General features: G+C 68.3%; 22 protein-coding genes. 12 read left to right on the forward strand and 10 right to left on the reverse strand.

All coding sequences use genetic code 11. The features are described 5' to 3' along the window. Positions 1-140: 140 nt before the first annotated feature. The 10 genes from fusA to FHY06_RS08285 all read left to right on the forward strand — a co-directional run bounded on the left by fusA (position 141) and on the right by FHY06_RS08285 (position 9,818). Entirely contained in the window at positions 141-2,204 is a 2,064-nt protein-coding gene (fusA, locus tag FHY06_RS08240; protein WP_126182717.1) for an elongation factor G, read from the forward strand. 288 nt (positions 2,205-2,492) lie between these two features. Further along, the gene (locus FHY06_RS08245; protein WP_184604409.1) at positions 2,493-2,831 is read left to right on the forward strand and encodes a hypothetical protein; all 339 of its coding nucleotides are present in this window, start codon (positions 2,493-2,495) and stop codon (positions 2,829-2,831) included. Positions 2,832-2,937: 106 nt separating this feature from the next. After that, the gene (locus FHY06_RS08250) at positions 2,938-3,504 is read left to right on the forward strand and encodes a DUF421 domain-containing protein (RefSeq protein ID WP_132752382.1); all 567 of its coding nucleotides are present in this window, start codon (positions 2,938-2,940) and stop codon (positions 3,502-3,504) included. 44 nt (positions 3,505-3,548) lie between these two features. Beyond that, positions 3,549-4,052 carry a DUF421 domain-containing protein gene (locus FHY06_RS08255; protein WP_184604411.1) on the forward strand — a complete coding sequence of 168 codons (504 nt, stop codon included), beginning with the start codon at positions 3,549-3,551 and terminating at the stop codon, positions 4,050-4,052. Positions 4,053-4,280: 228 nt separating this feature from the next. Further along, positions 4,281-4,919: a cysteine hydrolase family protein gene (locus FHY06_RS08260; RefSeq protein ID WP_184604413.1), complete on the forward strand. Its 639-nt coding sequence runs from the start codon at positions 4,281-4,283 to the stop codon at positions 4,917-4,919. 56 nt (positions 4,920-4,975) lie between these two features. Further along, positions 4,976-5,848 (forward strand): glucose 1-dehydrogenase, encoded by an 873-nt coding sequence (locus FHY06_RS08265; RefSeq protein WP_019654342.1) that lies wholly within the window; start codon positions 4,976-4,978, stop codon positions 5,846-5,848. Between the two features lie 273 nt (positions 5,849-6,121). Beyond that, entirely contained in the window at positions 6,122-6,613 is a 492-nt protein-coding gene (locus FHY06_RS08270) for a hemerythrin domain-containing protein (protein WP_126182712.1), read from the forward strand. 338 nt (positions 6,614-6,951) lie between these two features. Further along, the gene (locus tag FHY06_RS08275; protein WP_184604415.1) at positions 6,952-7,185 is read left to right on the forward strand and encodes a hypothetical protein; all 234 of its coding nucleotides are present in this window, start codon (positions 6,952-6,954) and stop codon (positions 7,183-7,185) included. Between the two features lie 45 nt (positions 7,186-7,230). Beyond that, positions 7,231-7,995: a meso-2,3-butanediol dehydrogenase gene (locus FHY06_RS08280; RefSeq protein WP_184604417.1), complete on the forward strand. Its 765-nt coding sequence runs from the start codon at positions 7,231-7,233 to the stop codon at positions 7,993-7,995. 14 nt (positions 7,996-8,009) lie between these two features. Further along, complete coding sequence (locus FHY06_RS08285) at positions 8,010-9,818, forward strand: thiamine pyrophosphate-requiring protein (RefSeq protein WP_184604419.1); 1,809 nt, start codon at positions 8,010-8,012, stop codon at positions 9,816-9,818. A 28-nt stretch (positions 9,819-9,846) separates the two neighbouring features. Here FHY06_RS08285 and FHY06_RS08290 read toward each other — a convergent pair whose 3' ends face one another. Next, positions 9,847-10,110, reverse strand: a complete 264-nt coding sequence (locus tag FHY06_RS08290; protein ID WP_184604421.1) for a hypothetical protein — start codon at positions 10,108-10,110, stop codon at positions 9,847-9,849. Between the two features lie 171 nt (positions 10,111-10,281). Then, positions 10,282-10,917, reverse strand: coding sequence for a DUF4337 domain-containing protein (locus FHY06_RS08295; RefSeq protein WP_184604422.1), 636 nt, complete (start codon positions 10,915-10,917; stop codon positions 10,282-10,284). A gap of 122 nt (positions 10,918-11,039) precedes the next feature. On the opposite strand from FHY06_RS08295, the gene FHY06_RS08300 reads away from it, so the two are divergent. Then, positions 11,040-12,719, forward strand: coding sequence for a SulP family inorganic anion transporter (locus tag FHY06_RS08300; RefSeq protein WP_184604423.1), 1,680 nt, complete (start codon positions 11,040-11,042; stop codon positions 12,717-12,719). Here the strand turns inward: FHY06_RS08300 and FHY06_RS08305 are convergent. Both FHY06_RS08305 and FHY06_RS08310 read right to left on the reverse strand, forming a co-directional pair. After that, positions 12,688-13,986 (reverse strand): aminotransferase class V-fold PLP-dependent enzyme, encoded by a 1,299-nt coding sequence (locus tag FHY06_RS08305; protein ID WP_184604424.1) that lies wholly within the window; start codon positions 13,984-13,986, stop codon positions 12,688-12,690. The two genes, FHY06_RS08300 and FHY06_RS08305, sit on opposite strands and share 32 nt — an antisense overlap. 3 nt (positions 13,987-13,989) lie before the next feature. Continuing rightward, entirely contained in the window at positions 13,990-14,886 is an 897-nt protein-coding gene (locus FHY06_RS08310; RefSeq protein ID WP_019654351.1) for an amino acid ABC transporter substrate-binding protein, read from the reverse strand. A gap of 133 nt (positions 14,887-15,019) precedes the next feature. Between FHY06_RS08310 and FHY06_RS08315 the strand changes: the two genes are divergently transcribed. Beyond that, positions 15,020-15,994, forward strand: coding sequence for a LysR family transcriptional regulator (locus FHY06_RS08315; protein ID WP_184605000.1), 975 nt, complete (start codon positions 15,020-15,022; stop codon positions 15,992-15,994). 36 nt (positions 15,995-16,030) lie between these two features. Here the strand turns inward: FHY06_RS08315 and FHY06_RS08320 are convergent, their stop codons facing one another. From FHY06_RS08320 to FHY06_RS08345, 6 genes are all read right to left on the reverse strand, one after another. Then, positions 16,031-16,216, reverse strand: coding sequence for a hypothetical protein (locus tag FHY06_RS08320; protein WP_019654353.1), 186 nt, complete (start codon positions 16,214-16,216; stop codon positions 16,031-16,033). A gap of 259 nt (positions 16,217-16,475) precedes the next feature. After that, positions 16,476-17,957 carry an N-acyl-D-amino-acid deacylase family protein gene (locus FHY06_RS08325; RefSeq protein ID WP_184604427.1) on the reverse strand — a complete coding sequence of 494 codons (1,482 nt, stop codon included), beginning with the start codon at positions 17,955-17,957 and terminating at the stop codon, positions 16,476-16,478. Then, the gene (locus FHY06_RS08330) at positions 17,954-18,865 is read right to left on the reverse strand and encodes a MurR/RpiR family transcriptional regulator (RefSeq protein ID WP_019654355.1); all 912 of its coding nucleotides are present in this window, start codon (positions 18,863-18,865) and stop codon (positions 17,954-17,956) included. The genes FHY06_RS08325 and FHY06_RS08330 overlap by 4 nt, the downstream gene beginning before the upstream one ends. Positions 18,866-18,891: 26 nt before the next feature. After that, entirely contained in the window at positions 18,892-20,196 is a 1,305-nt protein-coding gene (locus FHY06_RS08335; protein WP_126182705.1) for an amino acid deaminase, read from the reverse strand. Positions 20,197-20,329: 133 nt separating this feature from the next. Next, positions 20,330-21,283, reverse strand: coding sequence for an ABC transporter ATP-binding protein (locus tag FHY06_RS08340; RefSeq protein ID WP_126182704.1), 954 nt, complete (start codon positions 21,281-21,283; stop codon positions 20,330-20,332). Positions 21,284-21,437: 154 nt separating this feature from the next. Next, positions 21,438-22,475 (reverse strand): ABC transporter ATP-binding protein, encoded by a 1,038-nt coding sequence (locus FHY06_RS08345; protein WP_126182703.1) that lies wholly within the window; start codon positions 22,473-22,475, stop codon positions 21,438-21,440. Between the last annotated feature and the right edge of the window lie 25 nt (positions 22,476-22,500).

The raw sequence follows: 22,500 nt of genomic DNA on the forward strand, positions 1-22,500 counted from the left end.
AGCGAAGGCCCTCCTCGCGACCCTGCCATTTCCGCTTGCATCGGTACGGTCAATACCTTAGGCTGACCCGGCGTCCGCGTGCAGCACCCGAGCCCCGAGCGGGCCGCCGGGCCTGTCTTGCGGGCGTGAAGGAGCCACGCATGCCAAGCCGATCGAACGGCCTCGCGGCCGAAATGGAAGCGGTGCGAACCCTGGCGCTCGTCGGCGCCTCCGCGTCCGGCAAGACCTCCCTTGCAGAGGCCCTGCTGCACGAGGCGGGCGCCATCGGGGCACGCGGCAGCGTGGAGCGCGGCACCACCGTCAGCGACCACGACCCGCTCGAGAAGCGAATGCAGCATTCGCTCAATGCCACGCTGATGCACATGGCGCACGGTGGCACCCGCATCCACCTGATCGACACGCCCGGCGGCGCCGACTTCCTGGGCCAGAGCCTGCCCGCGCTGGAGGCCGTGGAAACCGCCGCCATCGTCATCAACGCCGCCGCCGGCATCGAGCCGATGGCGCTGCGCATGATGGACTACGCGGCATCGCGCCACCTCGCGCGCCTCGTGGTCGTCAACAGGATCGACGACCCCGCCGCCGACCTCGCCGGCCTGCTAGCGCAGATCCAGGACACCTTCGGCCGCGAATGCCTGCCGCTGAACCTGCCCGCTTCGGGCGGCACGCGCGTGATCGACTGCTTCTTCAACCGCGAGGGCGAGTCCGACATCGGCGCGGTCGATGCGGCGCATCGCGCGCTGGTCGAACAGGTCGTCGAGGTCGACGCGGCCTTCGTCGAGCGCTACCTGAACGACGGCGACGTGGACGCCGCCGAGCTGCATGCGCCGCTCGAACAGGCGCTGCGCGAAGGCCACCTGATTCCCGTGTGCTTCGTCTCGGCGCGCAGCGGCGCGGGGGCGGCGGAGATGCTCGACATCATCGTCAAGCTGCTGCCCGACCCGAGCGAGGCCAATCCGCCGGACTTCCTGCTCGGCGAAGGCGAGGATGCAAGGCCGATGCACGCCACGCCAGACCCGTCGATGCACGTGCTGGCGCACGTCTTCAAGGTGACGAGCGATCCCTACGTCGGCAAGCTCGGCATCATGCGCGTGCACCAGGGCACCGTCGCGAGCGACAGCCAGCTCTACATCGGCGACGGCCGCAAGCCCTTCAAGGTGGGGCATCTTTTCATGCTCCAGGGCAAGGACCATGTCGAGGTGCCGAGGGCCGTGCCGGGCGACATCGTGGCCGTGGCGAAGGTGGAAGAGCTCCAGTTCGACGACGTGCTGCACGACGCGGCCGAAGACAGCCACGTGCACCTCGCGCCGCTGGCGTTTCCCGTGCCCGTGCACGGGCTGGCCGTGGAGCCCAAACGGCATGGCGACGAGCAGCGCGCATGGGAGATCCTCGGCAAGCTCGCGGCCGAAGACCCCTGCCTGCGCATCGAGCATGTGGCGGCGACCAACGAGACGGTGCTCTACGGCCTGGGCGAACTGCACCTGCGCACCGTGCTCGAACGCCTTCGCGAGGTGTATCGCTTCGAGGTGCAGACGCGCCCGCCGCGCATCGCCTACCGCGAGACCGTGACCGCGCCGGCCGAGGGCCATCACCGCCACAAGAAGCAGACCGGCGGCGCAGGCCAGTTCGGCGAAGTCTTCCTGCGCGTGGAGCCGCTCTCTCGCGGCGACGGCTTCCAGTTTGCCGACGAAGTCAGGGGCGGCGCGATTCCGGGCCAGTTCATCCCCGCCGTCGAGAAAGGCGTGCGCGAGGTGCTCTCGTGCGGCGCCATCGCGGGCTACCCGGTCGTCGACGTGCGCGTGGTGGTCTACGACGGCAAGCACCACAGCGTGGACAGCAAGGACATCGCCTTCGCCACCGCAGGCCGAAAGGCCTTCATGGCCGCGATCCGCGAAGCAAGGCCGGTGGTGCTGGAGCCGATCGTGCAGATCGAGATCGTGGCGCCCGAGCATGCGGTGGGCGACCTGACGAGCGACCTTTCGTCGCGGCGCGGACTGGTCACCGGCACGTCGGCCCTCGGAGCCGGCGCGGCTGCCGTGCGCGGACAGGTGCCCATGGCCGAGCTGGCGAGCTACCAGTCGCGACTCAATGCGATGACGAGCGGACAGGGCCGCTACACGATCGCGCTGTCGCACTACGAGGCCGTGCCACCGAACGTGCAGCAGGTGCTGATGGGGCAATACCGGGGGCGGGAAGACGATCAGTGAAGCGCCAGTGAGGCCGCGGCGGGTGGCTATACTGCGCCCCGTCACGTCGAACGAGGGCGTGATCGGGATTGGCGTCCCGCTGAAATCACTGCGACGCAAAGCCGCAGTCACCGCGCAGGGTCTGCGGCTTCGTCGTTCGTGCCTCCAGTTTTGGCGGCTCGACGTGCGGGCGCGAGCCCGGCCGGTTTCATGCAAGTGGTTTCCCGGTACGCCAACTCGTCGAGCCGCCGCCCTCAATTGGCGTTGAGCGTAGCGGTGTCAACAAGCCGAAACCACTGGAGGCCTTTGATGGCTGCATCTGCCCGCGCGTCAGCGCCCGTCTCTTCATTCCCCCCATCTTCCGAAGCCGCAAGCCTCGAATCGCTCGCGCTGCAGGCCTGCGACGACATCGATGGCCTCCTGGCAGTGCAACGCGCATTCGCGTGCCTTGAAAAGCTCATCGCTCCCCAGCGAACGAGCGAAACCGATGAGGTCTACCCGACCCGCACCGAACTCGGAGCGCTGGTGCGAGTGGTCAACGAGGAGCTGCAGAGGTGCCTGGGAGCGGCAGACGCGACGTTGCAAAGGCTGCGGGCCGGCCTCGCCGAGCGCGTCGTCGACCAACACCCCATGGCGCAACCCGGGTAGTCGCCACCTACAGCCCGCAGCCACCGCTGCCGACAAGGCCCGACTCCACCCGAACCTATGTTGAAGCCTGAACCGACTCACAGCAGACAGAGGACAGGCAGACGGCATGAGCGAAGTCGCCGAACTTTTCGCGCGCGAGTTTCCCGTGTGGCACATGGTGGTGCGGGGCACGGTCGTGTACTGGTTCCTGCTGCTGGTGTTCCGCTTCGTGCTGCGGCGCGACATCGGCTCGATGGGCGTGGCCGACCTGCTCTTCGTGGTGTTGGTGGCCGACGCTTCCAGCAATGCGATGCAGGGCGAGTACAAGTCGATCGACGACGGCCTCGTGCTGCTGGCGACGCTGGTGGGCTGGAACTTCGCGCTCGACTGGCTCAGCTATCGCTTCGAGCCGGTCGCCCGCTTCCTCGAGCCGCAGCCGGAGGTTCTCATCCGCGGCGGCCGGCTGAACCGGCGCGCGCTTCGGCGCGAGATGATCACCACGGACGAACTGCGCGGCAAACTCCGTGAGCAAGGCGTGGCGGATTTCTCGGAGGTGCGCGTCGCCCGGCTTGAGAGCGATGGAACGCTGAGCGTTTTCAAGAAGAAGAGCAGCATCAAGAAGCAGAACGACGGCGGCAGCGAAGACGAGGATCGTCACCAGCCGCCCGAGGCTCCCAGGCCACCGGCCCAATGACGCAATGACGCAATGACGCAATGACGCAATGACGCAATGACGCAATGACGAAGGCGATGCAGTTCTTCGACTGGCTCTTCGGCGAGGGCTCCGCGCTCACCCCGCGGCAGATGGCCGCGCGGGCGCTGGTCGTCTTCTTCTTCGCGCTGGCGATGATCCGCGCATCGGGACGGCGCTCCTTCGGCCAGCAGAGCCCGTTCGACATCTGCATCACCGTGTTGCTGGGCGCGGTGCTTAGCCGCGCGGTGGTCGGCGCCTCGCCCTTCTGGAGCACCATGGCGGCCGGTGCGGCGCTGGTGGCCACGCACCGGCTCGTCGCGCTCGCGAGCAGGCGGTGGCAGGGCTTCGAGGATCTGGTCAACGGCCACAAGATCACGCTGGTGCGCGATGGCAGGCTCGACGAGAAAGCCATGCATCACGCGCTGGTCTCGCACAAGGACATCGACGAGGCGCTGCGCCAGCAGGGCGGCGGCGTGTCGCTCGACGAAGTTGAATGCGCGGTGCTGGAGCGCGACGGCAAGCTGAGCATCGTCAAGCGACGCTCCTGATTCAGTGTGGCTCGCGCCACGCACGTAAGACAGCACCGACCCACGGCAACGGCGATGGCCTCGTTCGCGCGGGCTTCAGCTGCGAACACTCGGGCCCTGGAATGACATCCCTCACTCCAAGGAAAGCCCATGAGCAGCAGCCCCACCTCCGACCCGGCCCGAAGCCTTGAAATGAAGACCCGTCGCGAGTCCGGCAGGGGTTGAGCGGGTGCCTTCCTTCTTTTCGACATGGCAACACCGCACCGGCCCCGTACCGGGTCCTCTTCCCCATCGAACGACGCCCTGGCCGTCGAAGCGGCCAATGGCGAGACCGCCCTGCTCATCATCGACATGATCAGCAGTTGGGACTTTCCCGACGCCGAGAAGCTGCTGCCCGCAGCCGTGGCGATCGCTCCTTCCATCGTGGCGCTGAAGCGGCGCTGCAAGGCGCGCGGCGTGCCGGCGATCTACGTCAACGACAACCGCGGCCGATGGCGCTCCGACTTCAATGCGCTGGTCGGCCTCTCGATGCAGAGCGGCGGCCCCGGCGCGGACATCACGGCCAGCCTCGCGCCGGACCACGACGACTACTTCGTGCTGAAGCCGCAGCAGTCCGCCTTCGTCGCCACGCCGCTCGAACAGCTGCTGGGCGTTCTGAAGGCGCGCCGCCTCATCGTGACCGGCGTGGCCAGCGACCAGTGCGTGATGAGCACGGCCACCGACGCGCGCATGCACGGCTTCGAGGTGGTGCTTCCCAGGGACTGCACCGCCACGCAGACGGCCAGGCGCCACGCGATGCTGCTGGAGCAGTGCGAGACGGTGTTCGGCATCGCGACCACCTCCGGCCCGCGCATCCGCCTGCCGGCCGCGCGATCGCGCAAGCGATAGCTCCTCCATTTCTTTTTCTGTTTCCTTTTCGTTCCCACTTCCGTTTGGAGAAACCCATGACACACCCCATGCAAGCCGCACCGCAGCCACCCTTCGACACGCCCCGCCAGACCCCGCCCGGACTCGAATCGCGGATGGATCCGCCGCCGGACTTCGGTGAGTCGTCGTACGTCGGCTCCGGCAAGCTCATCGGAAAGGCCGCGATCATCACCGGAGGCGACAGCGGCATCGGCCGCGCCGTGGCGCTGGCCTTCGCACGCGAAGGGGCGGACGTGCTGATCTCCTACCTTGCCGAGGAGGAGTCGGACGCGCGCCGCACCGCGGAGCTCATCGAGAAGGAGGGCCGCACCTGCGTCGCCGTGCCGGGCGACATCCGCGACGAACCGCACTGCAGGAAGCTCGTGGACACGGCCATGGAGCGCTTCGGCAAGCTCGACATCCTGGTGAACAACGCGGCCTTCCAGATGGCCCACAAGGACCTCTGCGAGATCACGCCCGAGGAGTTCGACCGCACCTTCCGCACCAACGTCTACGCCAACTTCTTCCTCAGCAAGGCAGCGGCGGCGTGCATGAAGCCGGGCAGCGCCATCATCAGCACCGCATCGGTCAACGCCGACAAGCCGAATGCCACGCTGGTGGCCTACGCCGCGACCAAGGGCGCGATCCAGAACATGTCCGGCGGCATGGCGCAGCTGCTGGCCGAGAAGGGCATCCGCGTGAACTGCGTGGCGCCGGGGCCGTTCTGGACGCCGCTGATCCCCTCGACCCTGCCGCCAGAAAAGGTGAAGGAATTCGGCATGCAGACGCCGATGAAGCGGCCCGGCCAGCCCGCGGAACTGCAGGCGGTGTACGTGCTGCTCGCCTCCGACGAGGCCAGCTACATCTCGGGCGCCACCATTCCGGTGACCGGGGGCGTGCCCTTCATCTGAGCGGCTCGGCGGCCCGGCGAAGCCCACGGCGCTCCAGGTGTCGTCGACGATGGCGTTCCTGCCGTCGGGGCGGGATGGCGTCTGCGAAGGCCGTGGGAACCACTCCCGAAGTTGCAGGCCCGTGTTGCCGTTTGTTGCGCTGGAAGAAATGCACCGCCAGCCGCGTACGCCGCTTTCCTACGCAACGGGGGCAAGGCGAGTTCCATCTTCTGGACTCAAGTTCTTTGTTGATTGCCTGTTTTTCATTCCTCAACCCAAACCATGGAGCCCACGATGCCAACGACCCGTCGCGCCACCCCCGATGCCTGCAGCCTTCTGGATACCGACCACAAGAACGTGAAGAAGCTCTTCACCGCCTACGACGAACTCGCCCACTCCCGCGCCGCGAGCGCAACCGAGAAGAAGCGCGACCTCGCGATGCAGATCTGCATGGAACTGCAGGTGCATACGCAGCTGGAAGAAGAGATCTTCTATCCGGCGCTGCGCGAGGCCATCAAGGAGGTGGACCTGCTCGACGAAGCCGAGGTGGAACACGCCAGCGCCAAGGAGCTCATCGCGCAGATCCAGGACGCCACCGAGGTCGACGAGAAGTTCGACGCCAAGGTGAAGGTTCTGGGCGAGTACATCGACCACCACGTGAAGGAAGAGCGCAACGAGATCTTCGTGAAGGCCCGCGCGGCCCGCGGCCTCGACTTGGTCGCCATGCGCGAGCAGCTGGCGCAGCGCAAGGAAGAGCTCATGGCGGAGATGGAAGCGATGGCCTGAGGCCGGGCTTTCGCATCTTCCTACGGGGCAGCCGTCAGCGCTGGGCTGGCGGCTGCCCTTCCTGTGCCGTGGCGCCCGTTTCAGTGCGGCACCCAACGCAGCTCGCCGCGAGGCCGCTCGCTCGGCCAGACACCCCCGCCTTCTCTCCCCCCAACCTCATCACACCTCCTTGAGCAGTGCGAGCTGCAGCTTGGATGAACAGCCGCGCCTCGTGTTGCCGTACCCGGGAGAGTCTTCTCGACAGGCGTCCAAGCCGATGTCCGACACGCGAGCCGCAACGCCGTCCTAGCTTGTCCCTTGTGGACGGATAAGTCCGCACCGCAGGAAAGGAACATCCCATGACCGACACAGCGAGAAGACAGCAGGCCAGGAGCGACCGACGCGACAACCAGCGGGTGTTCGTGTTCAGCGTGACGCTGGCCATCGTCGTGATGCTCGGCGCCCTGCTCTATTTCTATGCCGCGGACAAGCGTGGCGAAGGGCCCTCGCACGAGGCCCCGCCGCCGGCCGCGCAGGTGCAGGGCGGCGCGCAGACATCTCCGGCGACGGCACCAGCCGCACCGCCGAAATAGACGGCGCCCCGTCATCAACCCGACCCCATCACCGAGAGGATCGTTATGCAACGTTTCAAGGACCGCGTCGTCATCGTGACCGGCGCAGGCAGCGGCATCGGCGAAGCGACCGCCCGCCGCTTTTCACAGGAGGGCGCGAGCGTGGTGCTCGCGGGCGACACCCTCGACAAGCTCGAGCGCGTCGCGCGCGACCTGCCGAGGGAGCGCACGCTGGTGAAGGTGGCCGACGTCTCCAGCTTCGAACAGGTGCAGGCGCTGGTGGATGCGACCATCGAGCGCTTCGGTGCGCTGCACGTGCTCTTCAACAACGCCGGCATCGCGGTCGAGGGCACGGTCACGCAACCGCCACTGGAAGACTGGAGCCGGATCATGGCGGTCAACGCCGGCGGCGTGTTCCACGGCTGCCGCGCAGCCATGCCGCACCTGGTGCGCAGCAAGGGCTGCATCGTCAACACCGCCTCGGTCTCGGGCCTGGGCGGCGACTGGGCGATGGGCTTCTACAACGCGTCGAAGGGCGCGATCGTCAATTTCACCAAGGCCCTCGCGCTCGACCACGGCAAGGACGGCGTGCGCGTGAATGCCGTGTGCCCGAGTCTCACCTTCACCCCCATGACCGAGGACATGAAGAGCGACGGCGCGCTGATGGCGAAGTTCGCCGAGCGCATTCCATTGGGGCGCGGCGCCGATCCTTCGGAGATCGCGGCCGTGGTCGCCTTCCTGGCGAGCGACGACGCAAGCTTCGTCTCGGGCGTCGCGATGCCGGTCGACGGCGGCCTGATGGCATCCAACGGACAGCCCGACATGGGCTGAGGAAGGGCAGGAACATGGCATCGAGCACAGTCGGCGATTTCGTCGTGGAGCGCATGCACCAGTGGGGCGTGCGCCGCATCTATGGCTATCCGGGCGACGGCATCAACGGCATCGTGGGCGCGCTCGACCGCGCGGGCGATGCCATCGAGTTCGTTCAGGCCCGCCACGAGGAACTGGCCGCCTTCATGGCGTGCGCGCATGCCAAGTTCTCGGGCGAGGTGGGCGTGTGCCTGGCGACATCGGGGCCGGGTGCCATCCACCTGCTCAACGGCCTCTACGACGCGAAGCTCGACCACCAGCCGGTGGTTGCGCTCGTCGGCCAGCAGAAGCGCAGCGCGCTCGGCGGCGACTACCAGCAGGAGGTGGACCTCGTCTCTGTCTTCAAGGACGTGGCCCACGAGTTCGTGCAGATGGCCACCAGCGCCGAGCAGGTGCGCCATCTCATCGACCGGGCGTTCCGCATTGCCCGCGACCGCCGCACCGTGACCTGCGTGATCTTCCCGAACGATGTGCAGGACCTTCCCGCCGTGCCGGTGCCACCGCGCGAGCACGGCACGGTGCACAGCGGCATCGGCATCACCGTGCCGTCGATGGTGCCGCCGCCCGACGCACTGCAGTACGCGGCGGACATCCTCAACACGGGCAGCAAGGTCGCGATCCTTGCGGGCGCTGGTGCGCTCCATGCGGGCGACGAACTCATCGCCGTGGCCGAGTGCCTGGGCGCCGGCATCGCCAAGGCACTGCTCGGCAAGGCCGCGGTGCCCGACGACCTTCCATTCGTGACCGGTTCCATCGGTGTGCTCGGCACGCGGCCGAGCTCCTGGATGATGGAAGAGTGCGACACGCTGCTGATCGTCGGCTCCTCCTTCCCCTATGCCGAGTTCCTGCCCGAGGAAGGGCAGGCGCGCTGCGTGCAGATCGACACCGACGCACGCGCGCTGGGCTTGCGCTACCCCGCGGAGCTGGGCCTCGTGGGCGACAGCGCCGCCACGCTGGCGGCGTTGCTGCCGCTGCTGGAGCGCAGGGCCGAATCGCCATGGCGCGCCTCCATCGAAAGCGAAGTCGCGCGCTGGTGGCGCGTGCTCGAGGCGCGCGCGCACGTGCCCGCATCGCCGATCAACCCGCAGCGCGTGTTCTGGGAGCTCTCCCCTCGCCTGCCCGACCACGCGGTGATCACCTGCGACAGCGGCTCGGCCGCCAACTGGTACGCGCGCGACGTCAAGCTGCGCCGCGGCATGAAGGCCAGCCTCTCCGGCGGGCTCGCGACCATGGGTCCGGCGGTTCCGTATGCGATCGCTGCGAAGCACGTGCACCCCGAGCGCCCGGTGGTTGCGCTGCTGGGCGACGGCGCGATGCAGATGAACGGCATCAACGGCCTCATCACCATCGCACGCCTGTGGCGCGACTGGGCCGACCCGCGGCTGGTGGTGATGGTGCTCAACAACCGCGACCTGAACCTGGTGAGCTGGGAACAGCGCGTGCTCGGCGGCGACCCGAAGTTCGATGCCTCGCAGGAGCTGCCCGACTTTCCCTATGCGCGCTTCGCGCAGATGCTGGGGCTGCAAGGCATCCGCGTCGAGAATCCCGACGCCATCGGCGACGCCTGGGATGCGGCCTTCAGGGCCGACAGGCCGGTGCTGCTCGACATGGTGACCGACGCCGCGGTGCCGCCGCTGCCGCCGGACGTCTCGCTGGCACAGGCCAAGGCGTACTTCTCCGCGCTCTGGCAGGGCGACCCCGAGGGCATGCGAACGCTGAAGGCGGTGATGCGGGAGTACTGGGCCAGCTTCACGGCAGGACGCTCGGAGAAGACGACGGCCTGATCGGTGCCTGCCAGGGCCCCCGAGAGGGTCAGGCGGGAATCGGCTGCATGCGGGAAGAGTCTTGCTCGTGGCGCTCCACCTGCTCGATCCAGTCGACGCAGCGGCGCTTCAGCAGATCGAGCCCGGTTTCCACGGGGACGCGGGGTTGGCACAGCACCAGCTTGCAGCGGTGCCGGCCATCAAGGGCAACATCGCCCACGGCGGCGAAATTGCCCTCCTCCTGCGTCAGAAGGTAGATCGTGCAGGCCCAGGGTCCGGACCGGCCGTCATAGACAAAGGTACTTCCATCCACGCACACCTCGGTACCCGATACATGCGGGCCACCAGGATCGATGGATTGGCGCGAGCATCGAGCGAACCCACCATACGCGCATCGGCGGGCAGCGCCAAACGGCATTTCGCAGGCGGGGTTTCTTGACGCTTGTCCGGTTTCTGGCCGGTTTTCGGGCCTGTGCCAGCCGCCTCAGAGGTGGAATGCAGCCAGTACCCCGACCGCCAGCCCCGCAGCCGCCACCCCGAACATCGCCCGCTCCAGCCACTTGTTCTTCGTCAACAGCGCAATGGCAGCCAGGGCAATGGAAACCTGCAGCACGGTGGTCGCCTGCGCCCACCGATGATGCTGGTGCATCTGCTCATCCGACTGTGCGTCCCACTTGCCCGCCTCGGCCTCCAGCTTCTTCGCCTCGGTCTGGATGTCGGTCTTCTCCTGCTCGTAGCGCGCCACCTTGGCCTGCCAGCCCTGCTTGCGCGCGTCGTCGGTCGCGGTGTCGCGGGCGAACTCGGCGAGGGCCTGCTTGGTGCTCTTCGACTGGAAGTAATTCCACTGGTTCGACGCCTCGGTCTTCTTGATGGCGGCGTTGTTCTTGTAGATGCCCGCGTTGGCCTGCGTGGCGCCGCCCATGTACGCGAAGATGGCGCCGAAGGTCGCGATGACGGCGGTGCACATGGCGATCTTGCTCGTCATGCTCATGCCGCCGGATTGCTCCTCTGCCGGGGCCGCGTGATGGCCATCGCCATGGCCATGACCGTGGCCGCCCGATGCGGCGTGTTCGAGTTCGTGATCGTGCGGGCCGTGCACGTGAAAGCCGTGTCCTGACATGGGATCCTTGTTGTAGAGAGATATGGTTTTTCGGGCGCGCGCGAGTATGCCCGTTCGATGAGTCAGCTTCCGGTCCGCCAGCCATTGCAAGCATGGGACGACATCAGCACACTTGCCTGCCCATGGCCGCCGAACCCTCGCCGACACCGACAGCCAACGCCCGCCGCCCCGTCTTCGCCGACATCGTGGCAGGTATTTCAATCGCAGGCCTGCTGCTTCCGGAGGCGGTGGCCTATTCGGGCATCGCGGGGCTGCCGCCGCAAGCGGGAGTGATCGCACTCTTCGCCGGGCTGCTGGTCTACGGCCTCTTCGGCAGCAGCCGCTTCGCAATCGTTTCCGCCACCTCCTCCTCGGCTGCGGTGCTGTTCGCGGCCACCACCTCGGTGACGGGCGTGGACGCCGCCACGCGGCTTGCGATGGGCATGGGCATCGTGCTGCTGGCCGGCGTGTTCTTCGTGATCGCGGGCGTCGCCCGGCTGGGCGCGGTGTCGAGTCTGATCGCCAAGCCCGTGCTGCGCGGCTTCGCGCTGGGGCTGGCGCTCACCATCGTGGTCAAGCAGCTGCCCAAGGTGCTCGACGTGCATCCGGCGCACAGCGATTTCTTCAGGCTCCTCGCGGGCCTGGTGGCCGAATGGCGGCACTGGAACATCGCAGGCGCGGCCATGGCGCTGGTAGCGCTGGTGCTGCTGCGCGGCCTCGCACGATGGCGCGCGGTGCCGGCGGCGCTGCTGGTGATCGTGGCGGGCATCGCGCTCGACGCGCAGGGCTTCTGCCATGCCTGGGGCGTGGCGGCGGTGGGGCCGATCTCGCTCGACTTCTCGCATCCGACGGTGCCGCAGCTCGATCGCGCGCAGTGGCAGAACCTTGGCGGGCTGGCCTTCGCGATGGCGCTGATCCTCTATGCCGAGTCGTACGGCTCCATACGCACCTTCGCCATGCGCCACGGCGACAACGTGTCGGCCAACCGCGACCTGCTCGCGCTGGGCGGGGCGAACCTGCTGTCGGCGCTGTTCCAGGGCATGCCGGTGGGCGCGGGGTACTCGGCGACATCGGCGAACGAATCGGCGGGCGCCAGGAGCCGCGCGGCCGGCATCGTCGCGGGGCTGGTGGTGCTGGTGGCGGTGCTCACGCTGCTGCCGTGGATCGCGCACACGCCCGAGCCGCTGCTGGCGGCCATCGTGATCCACGCGGTGAGCCACACGCTGAACCCGGCTGCGCTGCGGCCCTACTTCCAGTGGCGGCGCGACCGTCTGGTGGCGCTGGTGGCGGTGGCCGCGGTGCTGGTGCTGGGCGTGCTCAACGGGCTGCTGGCAGCCATCGGCGTGAGCATCCTGCTGCTGCTGCGCGGCTTCACTCGCACCACGGTGAGCTGGCTCGGGCGGCTGGGCCAGAGCCACGACTTCGTCGACATCGCGCGCCACCCCGAGGCCGTGGTGCCTCCGGGCGTGCTGATCGCGCGGCCCGAGGTGCCGCTTTTCTTCGGCAATGCGGACGCGGTGTTCGCATCGATCCGCGCGCGCATCGACGCCGCGCCGGGCCTGCAGCGCATGGTGCTGAGCCTGGAGGAGTCGCCCGACCTCGACGCGACCAGCATCGAGGCCCTGTGCGACTTCGCGGCCTACGTGCGCGTGCGGGGCCTTCGCCTCTCGCTGGCGCGCGTGAAGGACGACGTGCGCGACCTGCTCGCGAAGGTGAATTCACCCGACCTGCATGCCGAGGTGTACGCGCCGTGGAGCGTGGACGATGCGGTGCCGCGCACGGCGCCCGGCATCACTGCGCGTTCCGGGCAATCTCCCGGGTGATCCGCAGGAACTTCTCGATGTCCGCCATCGAATGGCAGTGCAGCGGCGACACCCGCACGGTGCCCGTGAGCCCGAAGGATTCGAGCATGCGCTTCGAGTAGATGCTGCTCGCCACGCGCTCGTAGACCGTCACGCCGCGCTTCGCATACTCGACCACCGCCTGCGTGCAGTCGATGCGGTCGAAGCCGATGCCCAGGATCAGGTCGCGCTTGCTCAGGTCCTCGTAGTCGAGGAAGACGTTGACGCCTTCCATCCTGCGCATGCCGACGGCGTTCGCAGTGCCGTCGAGCAGGGCCGCCAGCAGCGCGCGCTCGTGCAGCTCGATATGGGTGATGCCCGCTACGAAGAGCTCACGCCTGTCCGCGGCATCAGCGAAGTGCGAGCCCAGCCAGCAGACGTAGTCGACGATCTCGGTGAGCACCGCGAACTGCCATGGCGAGGCGCTGCCCAGGTCCCAGTAGTCGGGCTTCTTGCCCGCGAGCTTGTGGTGCGGCAGCACGGCCGCGCGGTCGGACATCCACGACAGCCCCGAGCCCCTGCAGCCGAAGAACTTGTAGGGCGCGAGGTTGATGCCGTCCACCGGCGTCTTCTGCAGGTCGATGAGGCCGTGCGGCGCGTGCTGCACGGCGTCGACCAGGATGTAGAGGTCGGGCTTGATCTCGCGCGCGCGGCGCACGATGGCTTCCATGTCGAGCTTGGCGCCCGAGATGTTCGACGCGTGGATCACGTTGAGCAGGCAGGTGTCCTTGTCGACCAGCCGAACGATCTCGTCGACATCGACGCCGCCGGTGACGGGGTTGCTCTTCGCCACGCGCAGCTCGCGACCCAGGCGCTGGGCGTAAAGGCTCATCGCGTCGAAGGCCGAAGGATGCTCCAGCACGGTGGTGACCATGTTCGTGCCCGGCACGTTCTCGGCCACCGCGCGCACCATGTCGAACATGGCGCCCGAGGCGGTGAGCGAGGCGTACACGCTGCCGCCGGTGGCGTTGAGGATGGTGCGCAGGTCGGCGCAGCCCCTGGCCTGGATCTGCTGCAGCTCGACGGCGGTGGCGTGGATGCGCTCGGTGTTGTCGGGAATGGCATCGACCTGCGCGAAGCGCTCGGCCGCGGCCTTCAGGCGGAAGGAGCCGCCGGCGTTGTCGAAGTACAGGCGCTCGCGGCCGTGGTGGTCATGGTCGACCTGCAGGAAGCGGCTCTTCACCTCGCGCATTAGCGCGTCGGAAAAGGCCAGCCCGTTCGGATGGCTCGATGACAGCTTGGAATCCATCGCTCAGACGCCCTTGTTGTTCGGGTTCTTGTAGATCTCGCGCACCGCGTCGGTCATCGGGAAGTTGAGGTTCGCGTTGCGCGGAGGGATCGGCGAGAGGAACCACTTGGTGTAGAGCTGTTCGATGGCGCCCGACTTCATCAGGCCCGTGACGGTCTCGTCCACCAGCGCCTTGAACTGCGGGTCGTCCTTGCGCAGCATGATCCCGTAGGGCTCCTGGCGCAGCGATTCCTTCAGGATCTTGTACTCGCCCGGGTTGGTGGAGCTGGCGATCATGCCGGCGAGCTGCACGTCGTCGAGCACATAGGCGTCGGCGCGGCCGTTGGACAAGCGCAGGAAGCCGTCGGAGGTGTCCTTGCCGGGGATCTCGTTGACTTCGATGGTGCCGCTCTTGCGCGCAACGCGCAGCAGCTGGATCGAGGTGCTGCCCGAGACGGTGGCCACGTTCTTGCCGTTGAGGTCGGCGAACGTGTCGATGCCGGAGTTCTTGCGCACGGCGGCGGTGATGTTGGCCACGAAGTGGCTGGGCGCGAAGTCGACCTGCTGCTGGCGCTGCGTGGTGTTGGTGGTGGTCGCGCAGTCGAGGTCGACGGTGCCGTTCTGCAGCAGCGGAATGCGGTTGGTCGAGTTGAGCATGGTGTAGCGCACGTCGATCTTCGCAAGGCCCAGCCTGGCCTTCACCGCATCGACGATCTTCAGGCAGATGTCGTTGGTGAAGCCGATGGGGTCGCCGTCGGCACCCAGCTTGTACGAGAACGGGATCTGGCTGTCGCGCGCGCCGATCTGGATCGTGCCGCTGTCCTTGATCTTCTGCAGCGTGCCGCTGTACTGGGCGACGGCAGCGCCGCTGGCGAAGACAAGGGCGAGTCCGAGCGCGAGGGGCAGTTTCTTGAAGTCCATGGCGGTTCCTTGAAGGGTCGATGAGGTGGTTCCGGCGAATCTTCGGTCTCGCCATCAATTTCCAAAAGCGATTTTTTGTGATCGAATCGCATGAGAAAAAGCGTTCTTTTCAATACGGAGCCAGCTTCCCGTGATGACCTTCAAGCAGCTCGAAGCCCTGTACTGGATCGCCCGGCTGGGCGGCTTCGCGCAGGCGGCCAACCAGCTGCACACCTCGCAGTCGGCCATCTCCAAGCGTGTGCACGAGCTGGAGCAGCTCTTCGACACCGAGCTCTTCGACCGCAGCCAGCGCACCGCCCGCCTCACCGAGAAGGGCGAGGAGATGTTCGTGCTCGCCCGCAAGCTGCTGGAGCAGCGCGACGCGGCCATCGAGCAGTTCGGCAAGCCGGAGGTGGTGGAGCGGCGCATCCGCCTCGGCGTGACCGAGCTGACGGCGATGACCTGGCTGCCGCGGCTGGTCGGCCTGATCCGGCGGCACTACCCCAAGGTGATCCTCGAGCCCGACGTGGACGACAGCCTGCAGCTGCGCGACAAGCTGCTGGCCGACGAGCTCGACCTGGTCATCGTGCCCGAGACCTTCGCCGACTCGCGCCTTCCGCACAAGGTCATCGGCCAAGTCAAAAGCGCCTGGATGTGCAAGCCCGGCGTGGTGCCGCAACCCAGCGGCGGCGCCATGCGGCTGCACGAACTGGCGCGCCACCGCATGCTGGTGCAGGGCAACAACTCCGGCACCGGCCGCGCCTACGACGCCTGGATGAAGGACCAGGGCGTGCAGCCCTCCGACGTGATCGTGGTGAGCAACCTGGTGGCGCTGACCGGGCTCACCGTGTCGGGCCTGGGCGTGAGCTACCTGCCGCGGGAGTGCCTGCAGCCGCTGGTGGCGGCGGGCATGCTCGCGGTGATCGAGGTGGCGCCGGCCCTGCCGGTGGTGCGCTATGTGGCGATGCACAAGGGCGAGCACCGCAGCGCACTCACCTCGTCGATCGTGATGCTGGCGCAGGAATGCTGCGACTTCGCGCGCATGTTCCAGGCGCAGGGAGAGGAGGAAAAGGAAAAGGAAAAGGAAGGGGAGAAAAAGGAGGAATCCGGCGAATCCGGCCCGGCCTGAGCGCCTTCGACGGGGAAACGCCTTGTTAACGCCGGCTCAGCCGTCGCCGCCGACCGGGGAAAGATCGGGGTGCAGCCGCTGCAGCGCCAGCGACAGCCGAACCACCCGCTCTCGCGCGCCGGGCTCGCCACGGGCTAGCGCACCCAGAGCGACTTCGTAGTCGTCGGTGAGCTGTTGCCACAACTCGAAGTCGGCGCCAAGGCCTTCGGCGTCCTTGTCCATCTTTGCTCCAGTAGGAATTCGACGGCTGGGAAGTGCACAGTTTGACTGATTTCTGCCTGGAGCGTTAGAACTTTAGCGGTCTTAGGGTTATAGCCGCACAGATATTGCGGTGCAGCATGAAGCGGCCGGGGCGGCAGCCCGAGCCCCGGCACGGGGACCGCCCAGGCCTGGAGGGAGGCTGGCTGCGAGGCGCCCGGTGCGACCAGGCTGACCGCGCCAGCGTCGCCGCCCCGGGGCGGCGGCGCGATGTGAGCGGGCCCTAGCTAGCGCTGCCCCGCGTCAGCATCCGCCCGGCGCGCGCGAGCACCCGGGCCTCGGGCTCGCCGCCGCGATAGGCCAGCACGCCGTTCACGAACACCCGCTCCACGCCCAGGCTCACGCCGTGCGGCTGGTCGTAGGTGGCGGTGTCGGCGATGGTCTCGGGGTCGAACACCACCACGTCGGCCATGGTGCCGGCGCGCAGCAGGCCGCGGTCGGCGATGCGCAGGTTGCGCGCGGTCATGCCGGTCATCTTGTGCACCGCCTGCTCCAGCGTGAACAGCCGTCGCTGGCGCCAGTAGCGTGCGAACACGCGCGGAAAGGCACCCCACAGGCGCGGATGCGGATGGCGGTCGTGCGGCAGGCCGTCGCTGCCGATCATGGTGAGCGGGTGCGAGATGACGCGCTCCACGTCCTCCTCCTGCATCTGGAAATAGCAGGCGCCGCCGGGCTTCAGCCTCAGGCAGGCCTCCTGCTCGCTCACACCCCACTCGCGCGCGATGTCGGAGACCAGCCGCCCCGTCATCTCCGGATGCGGATCGGACCAGGTCAGCAGCACGTCGATCACGCCATCCACCAGGTCCTCGCGCAGCACGGTGGAGCCGGCCACGTAGGGGTACACGTCCATCGCGATCTTCTGGCGCTGCGCGAGCGACTCGATCAGCGGCAGCGTCTCCTTCGTGCGGCCCCAGTTGGCGGGGCCCGCGCACTTGTGATGCGAGATCACCAGCGGCACGCCGGCCTCGAAGGCGCAGTCGCCGGCCTCGTGCAGCGCCTCGATGATCTGCTGCATCTCGCTGCGCAGGTGCGTGGCGTAGACGCCGCCGTGGCGGCTCACCACGCGCGCCAGCGCGGTCACCTCCTCCGCGGGCGCCGCGAAGGCTTCTTCATAGAACAGGCCCGAGGACATGCCGTGCGCCCCGTCGGCCATGCAGCCGTCGAGCAGCGCTTCCATGCGCGCCAGCTCTTCGGCATCGGCGGGACGGTCCAGCGCCTGCATGGCGGCGAAGCGCAGCGTGGTGTGGCCGACCAGCGCGGCCACGTTGAGCGCGGGCTGCGTCTCATCGACTGCGGCGCGGTACTCGGCCATGGTCGCGTGCCGGAACGAATCGGCGCCCAGCAGCGTGAGCGGCGGCAGCGACTGCGGCGTGCGGTACGGCGCCAGCGAGATGCCGCAGTTGCCCGTCACCACCGTGGTGATGCCCTGCGACACCTTCGGCAGGCACAGCGGGTCGCGCAGCACGATGGCGTCGTCGTGCGTGTGCGCATCGATGAAGCCGGGGGCGATCACCTTCGCGCGGCAGTCGACCGCCTCGACGTCGGCCAGCGCCAGGCCATCGGGCAGCCGCCCGCGCAGGCCCTCGCCCAGCGCGACGATGCGGTCGCCCTGCAGCAGCACGTCGCCCGGCCACGAAGGGCCGCCCGAGCCGTCGACCACCAGGCCGGCCTCCAGCAGCACGGCCTTCTTGTTGTCTTCGCTCACGATGCGCTCCCTCCGTCGTTCACGCCGCCGCCGTCCCAGCTCTGCAGCGGATGCGTGGTGGCGTCGATGCCATGGCGCTGGAAGGCCTCGCGCGCACGCTGCAGGCGCTGCACCGCGGGCTCGCCGCGGCGCTGGGCCACCAGCACGGTGAGGATCTCGATGACCGTGAGGTGCGTGAGGTAGGCGTCGATGCCCACGTGCATCACCGCGTCGTCGGGCACCGACAGGCCCAGCAGGAAGTCGGCCCTGGCCGCGAGCGCCGTGCCCGGCCGCGTGAGCGCGACCACCTTGGCGCCCTGCCCGCGCGCGATGTCCACCGCATCGAGCAGCGAGGGCATGCCGCCCACGTGCGAGATGGCGATGACCACGCCGCCCGGCCGCTGCGCCGCGCCGGCCACCTGCTGCAGGTGGTAGTCGGCCCATGCGTTGGCCGACAGGCCCAGGCGGAAGAGCCGCGCCTGCAGGTCGTTGGCCATGAACCACGAGGTGGCGCCCGCGCCGTACAGGTCGACGTGCGGCGCCGCCGCGATCGCCGCCACGGCGCCGTCGAGCACCTGCATGTCGAGCTGGCCGCGCACGCCCGAGACCGAGGCCGCCGCGCTGCGCGCGATCTTGCCGACCACTTCGTCGGCCGCGTCCTCGATGTTCACGCGGCGGTGCAGCGGCGAGCCGCCCAGCGCGAGCTCCTGCGCGAGCGCGAGCTTGAATTCGCGCAGGCCGGCGAAACCGAGGTCTCGGCAGGTCCGCATGATGGTGGGCACCGAGCTGCGCGAGCGCTCGGCCAGCTGCTCGAAGCTTTCTTCGAGCACGCGGTCGGGGTCTTCGAGGATCAGGTCGAGAATCGCGCGCCGCGTCGCCGGTGCGTCGCTGCGGATGTCCGCGATCCTCTGGAGCAGTGATGGGGTCATCGGAATGCGCTCGGGAAGTCGCTCTCTCAGAAATGCATGGCCACCGCGTCGCTCACGCGGTAGTCCTGCTCGACGACCGGCATCCAGTGCCATTTGTCGAAGGTGGTGCAGGGGTGCGAGATGCCCAGACCCACGCGGTCGCCGACCTTCGGCGCCTCGGCTTCCTCGTTCGCTTCCCAGCGCAGGTAGGCGTGCTGGTCGTTCAGCGCGGTGATCTTCCAGCCGGCGGGCACGCCCTGCGGCTGCAGCACGCCGCGCGCCGCGCGTGCGATGGGCACGGGCAGCGAGAGGTCGAAGGAAATGTCGCGCTTGCCCACCGCCAGGATCGCCAGGCCCGGCTCCGGGCGCGACTGCACGGTGGCCCAGACTTCCATCGCCGGCACCAGGCTTTCGCCGCAGTTGCAGCCCAGGCGCTCATCCACCGCGCTCACCATGCGCTTGTAGAAGCCGTGGTCGTGCGTGACGTAGCAGCCCGAGCGCAGCAGGCCGCGCACCGGCGCACCCAGCGCGGGCTTGAGCCGGCCGGCCACGAGGTCGAAGATGGCCGAGCCGCCGGCCGAGACCAGCACCTCGCCGGTCTCGAAGAGACTGTTCTCGTCGCAATGGCGCGCCACGGCTTCCACGCGGTCCATCAACGCCTTGGCGTAGGCGGTGTCGGGCTCGCTCTGGCCGGTGGCGCCCTGCCCTTCGTAGCACTCGATGCCCACGAGCTTGACCGCGTCGCTCGCGCGCAGCCTCGTGGCCAGCGCCACGGCTTCCTCGTGCGTGCGGCAGCCGGTGCGTGCACCGTCCACGCCGATCTCGATCATCACCTCGAAGGGCACGCTCGAAGGATGGCGCTTCGACCAGTCCTCGATCAGCGCCAGCTGCGCCAGCGAGTCGACCAGGAACACGATGCGCAGGTCGGGGTGCCTGCTCAGCAGCATCTGGATGCCGGCCAGGTCTTCGTCGCTCACCACCTGGTTGGCGATGAGCGTGCGGCGCGCGCCGGCCGCCACGCCCACCGCCAGCTGCGTGACGGTGGCGAAGGTCAGGCCCCAGGCGCCGGCGTCGAGCTGGCGCTGGAAGAGCTGCGGCGACATGGTGGTCTTGCCGTGCGGCGCGAGGTCGATGCCCCACTCGCGCACACGCGACTGCATCCACGCCAGGTTGTGCTCGAGCGCCTCGCGCTTGAGCACGGCCAGCGGCAGCGGCAGGTCGCCGGCCAGCACGTTCCAGCCGGCGGCGCCGATCTCGCTGCGGCGGCGCGGCGCGGCGGTGCGCGGATAGCCCTTGAAGTTGCTGCCCAGCAGCGGGTCTGTGAAGTCGTTCATGACGAGCGGAGTGTTCATTGAGTCTCAGGGTTCATTGTTGTCATCGCATGTTCGTGAAACACCGCGGAACCGGCTTTGCCGGGCTGCAGGTGTTGCCCCCTGCAAGGGGGTTGGCGCACGCGACACGAAGTGCGCGAAGACTGGGGTTTGGTCATAACTTGATGCAGGCGCTGTAGTGTCCCGCCGAAATCTCTTCGAGCGGTGGCACCGTCTGCGCACAGGCTTCTGCGGCATGCGGGCAGCGCGTGCGGAACACGCAGCCCGAAGGCGGCGAGATGGGACTCGGGATGTCGCCCTTGAGCGCAATGCGCTCGGTCGCCATCTCCGGATCGGGCTTCGGGCTCGCAGCCAGCAGCGCGCGGGTGTAGGGATGCGAGGGGCGCGCGAACAGCTCCTCGGTGGTGGCGACTTCCATCACCTTGCCGAGGTACAGCACCACCACGCGGTCGCACAGGTACTCGACCACGTCGAGGTCGTGCGAGATGAAGAGCATCGTCAGGCCCAGCCGCTCGCGCAGGTCGGCCAGCAGGTTGATGACCTGCGATTGAATGGACACGTCCAGCGCCGACAGCGGCTCGTCCGCCACGATGAACTCGGGCTCCACGGCCAGCGCCCGTGCCACGCCGATGCGCTGGCGCTGCCCGCCCGAGAACTCGTGCGGGAAGCGGTTCGCATGCTCTGCACGCAGGCCGACGGTCTCGAGCAGCTCGGCGATGCGCTTCTCGCGCGCCGCCGCCCCCTTGTGCAGGCCGTGCGTTGACAGCGCCTCGCCGAGGATCGCGCCGATGCGCATCTTCGGGTTCAGGCTGGCGTACGGGTCCTGGAAGATGATCTGCAGCTTGCTGCGCAGCCGGCGCATGCGCTCGGCCGAGAGCTCGCCGATGTCGTCGCCGCGATAGAGCACCTGGCCGCCACTGCGCTCCAGCAGGCGCAGCACGGTTCGGCCGATGGTGCTCTTGCCCGAGCCCGATTCGCCGACCAGGCCCAGCGTCTCGCCGGGGTGGATCGCGAAGGACACGTCGTCCACCGCGCGCACCGGGCGGTCGCTGCTGCCGAAGTACTTCTTGAGGGCGCGGACTTCGATGAGGGGGGCTGCGGTGGTCATCGTGGACTTTGGGTATTGGCTCCCTCCCCTTCTGGGGGAGGGTTGGGGTGGGGGCTAGGGGCGGTGGAGACTGTCGCGGCGGTGGAAAGGCCGCGTGCCCCCACCCCGGCCCTCCCCCAGAGGGGGACGGAGCAAGACGGGGACGGGGTACGACTCATGCAGCCCTCGCCAGCGTTGCTTCAGGCTGCACACGAACGCATCGCGCCTGCCGCCCCTGCCGGATGTCCAGCAGCGGCGGCATCCCCGCGCTGCATTCGGCCAACGCCAGATCGCAGCGCGGCTCGAAGGCACAGCCCGGCGGCGGCGCGAGCGGGCTCGACACCTGCCCGCGAATGGCGAACAGGCGCCTGGGCTTGGGCTGGCCGGGCTGTCGCGCCTTGCCCGGCAGGCAGGCCAGCAGGCCCTGCGTGTACGGGTGCTCGGGCTGCGCGAACAGCGGCCGCACCGGCGCGCTCTCGACCACGCGGCCCGAATACATCACGACCACGTCGTCGGCATGGTGCGCGACCACGCCCAGGTTGTGCGTGATGAACAGGATGCTCATGCCCGTCTCGGCCTGCAGCCGGCGCATGAGCTCGAGGATCTGCGCCTGGATGGTCACGTCGAGCGCCGTGGTGGGCTCGTCGGCGATCAGCAGCGTCGGGTCGCAGGCCATGGCCAGGGCGATCATCGCGCGCTGGCGCATGCCGCCCGAGAGCTGATGCGGGTACTCGTGGATGCGCTGCGCCGCGGCCGGAATCTCCACCAGCTCCAGCATGCGCTGCGCATGCGCCAGCGCCGCCTTGCGGTCGAGCCCCTTGTGCAGGCGCACGCTCTCCGCGATCTGCTCGCCGATGGTGAACACCGGGTTCAGGCTGGTCATCGGCTCCTGGAAGATCATCGACAGCTGGTTGCCGCGCAGCGAGCGCATCTCGCGCTCGCCGATGCCCAGCAGGTCGAGCGTCTTGCCCTCGCGCGTCACGAAGGAAGCGCTGCCGCTGACCTGCGCGTTGGCGGTCTTGGGCAACAGGCGCATCAGCGTGAGGCTGGTGACCGACTTGCCCGAGCCCGACTCGCCGACCAGCGCGGTCGTCTTGCCGGGCTGGATCGAGAAGCTCACGTCGGCCACCGAGCGCACGAGGCCGTCCTCGGTCGGGAAGCTGGTGCTCAGGTGGCTGACCGTGAGGCGCGGGGAATTGGAAGCGGTGTTCATCTCGGATATGCCTTTCGCGCGGAAT

It is taken from the genome of Variovorax atrisoli, from assembly GCF_014195185.1.
Classification (GTDB): Bacteria; Pseudomonadota; Gammaproteobacteria; order Burkholderiales; family Burkholderiaceae_C; genus Variovorax; species Variovorax atrisoli.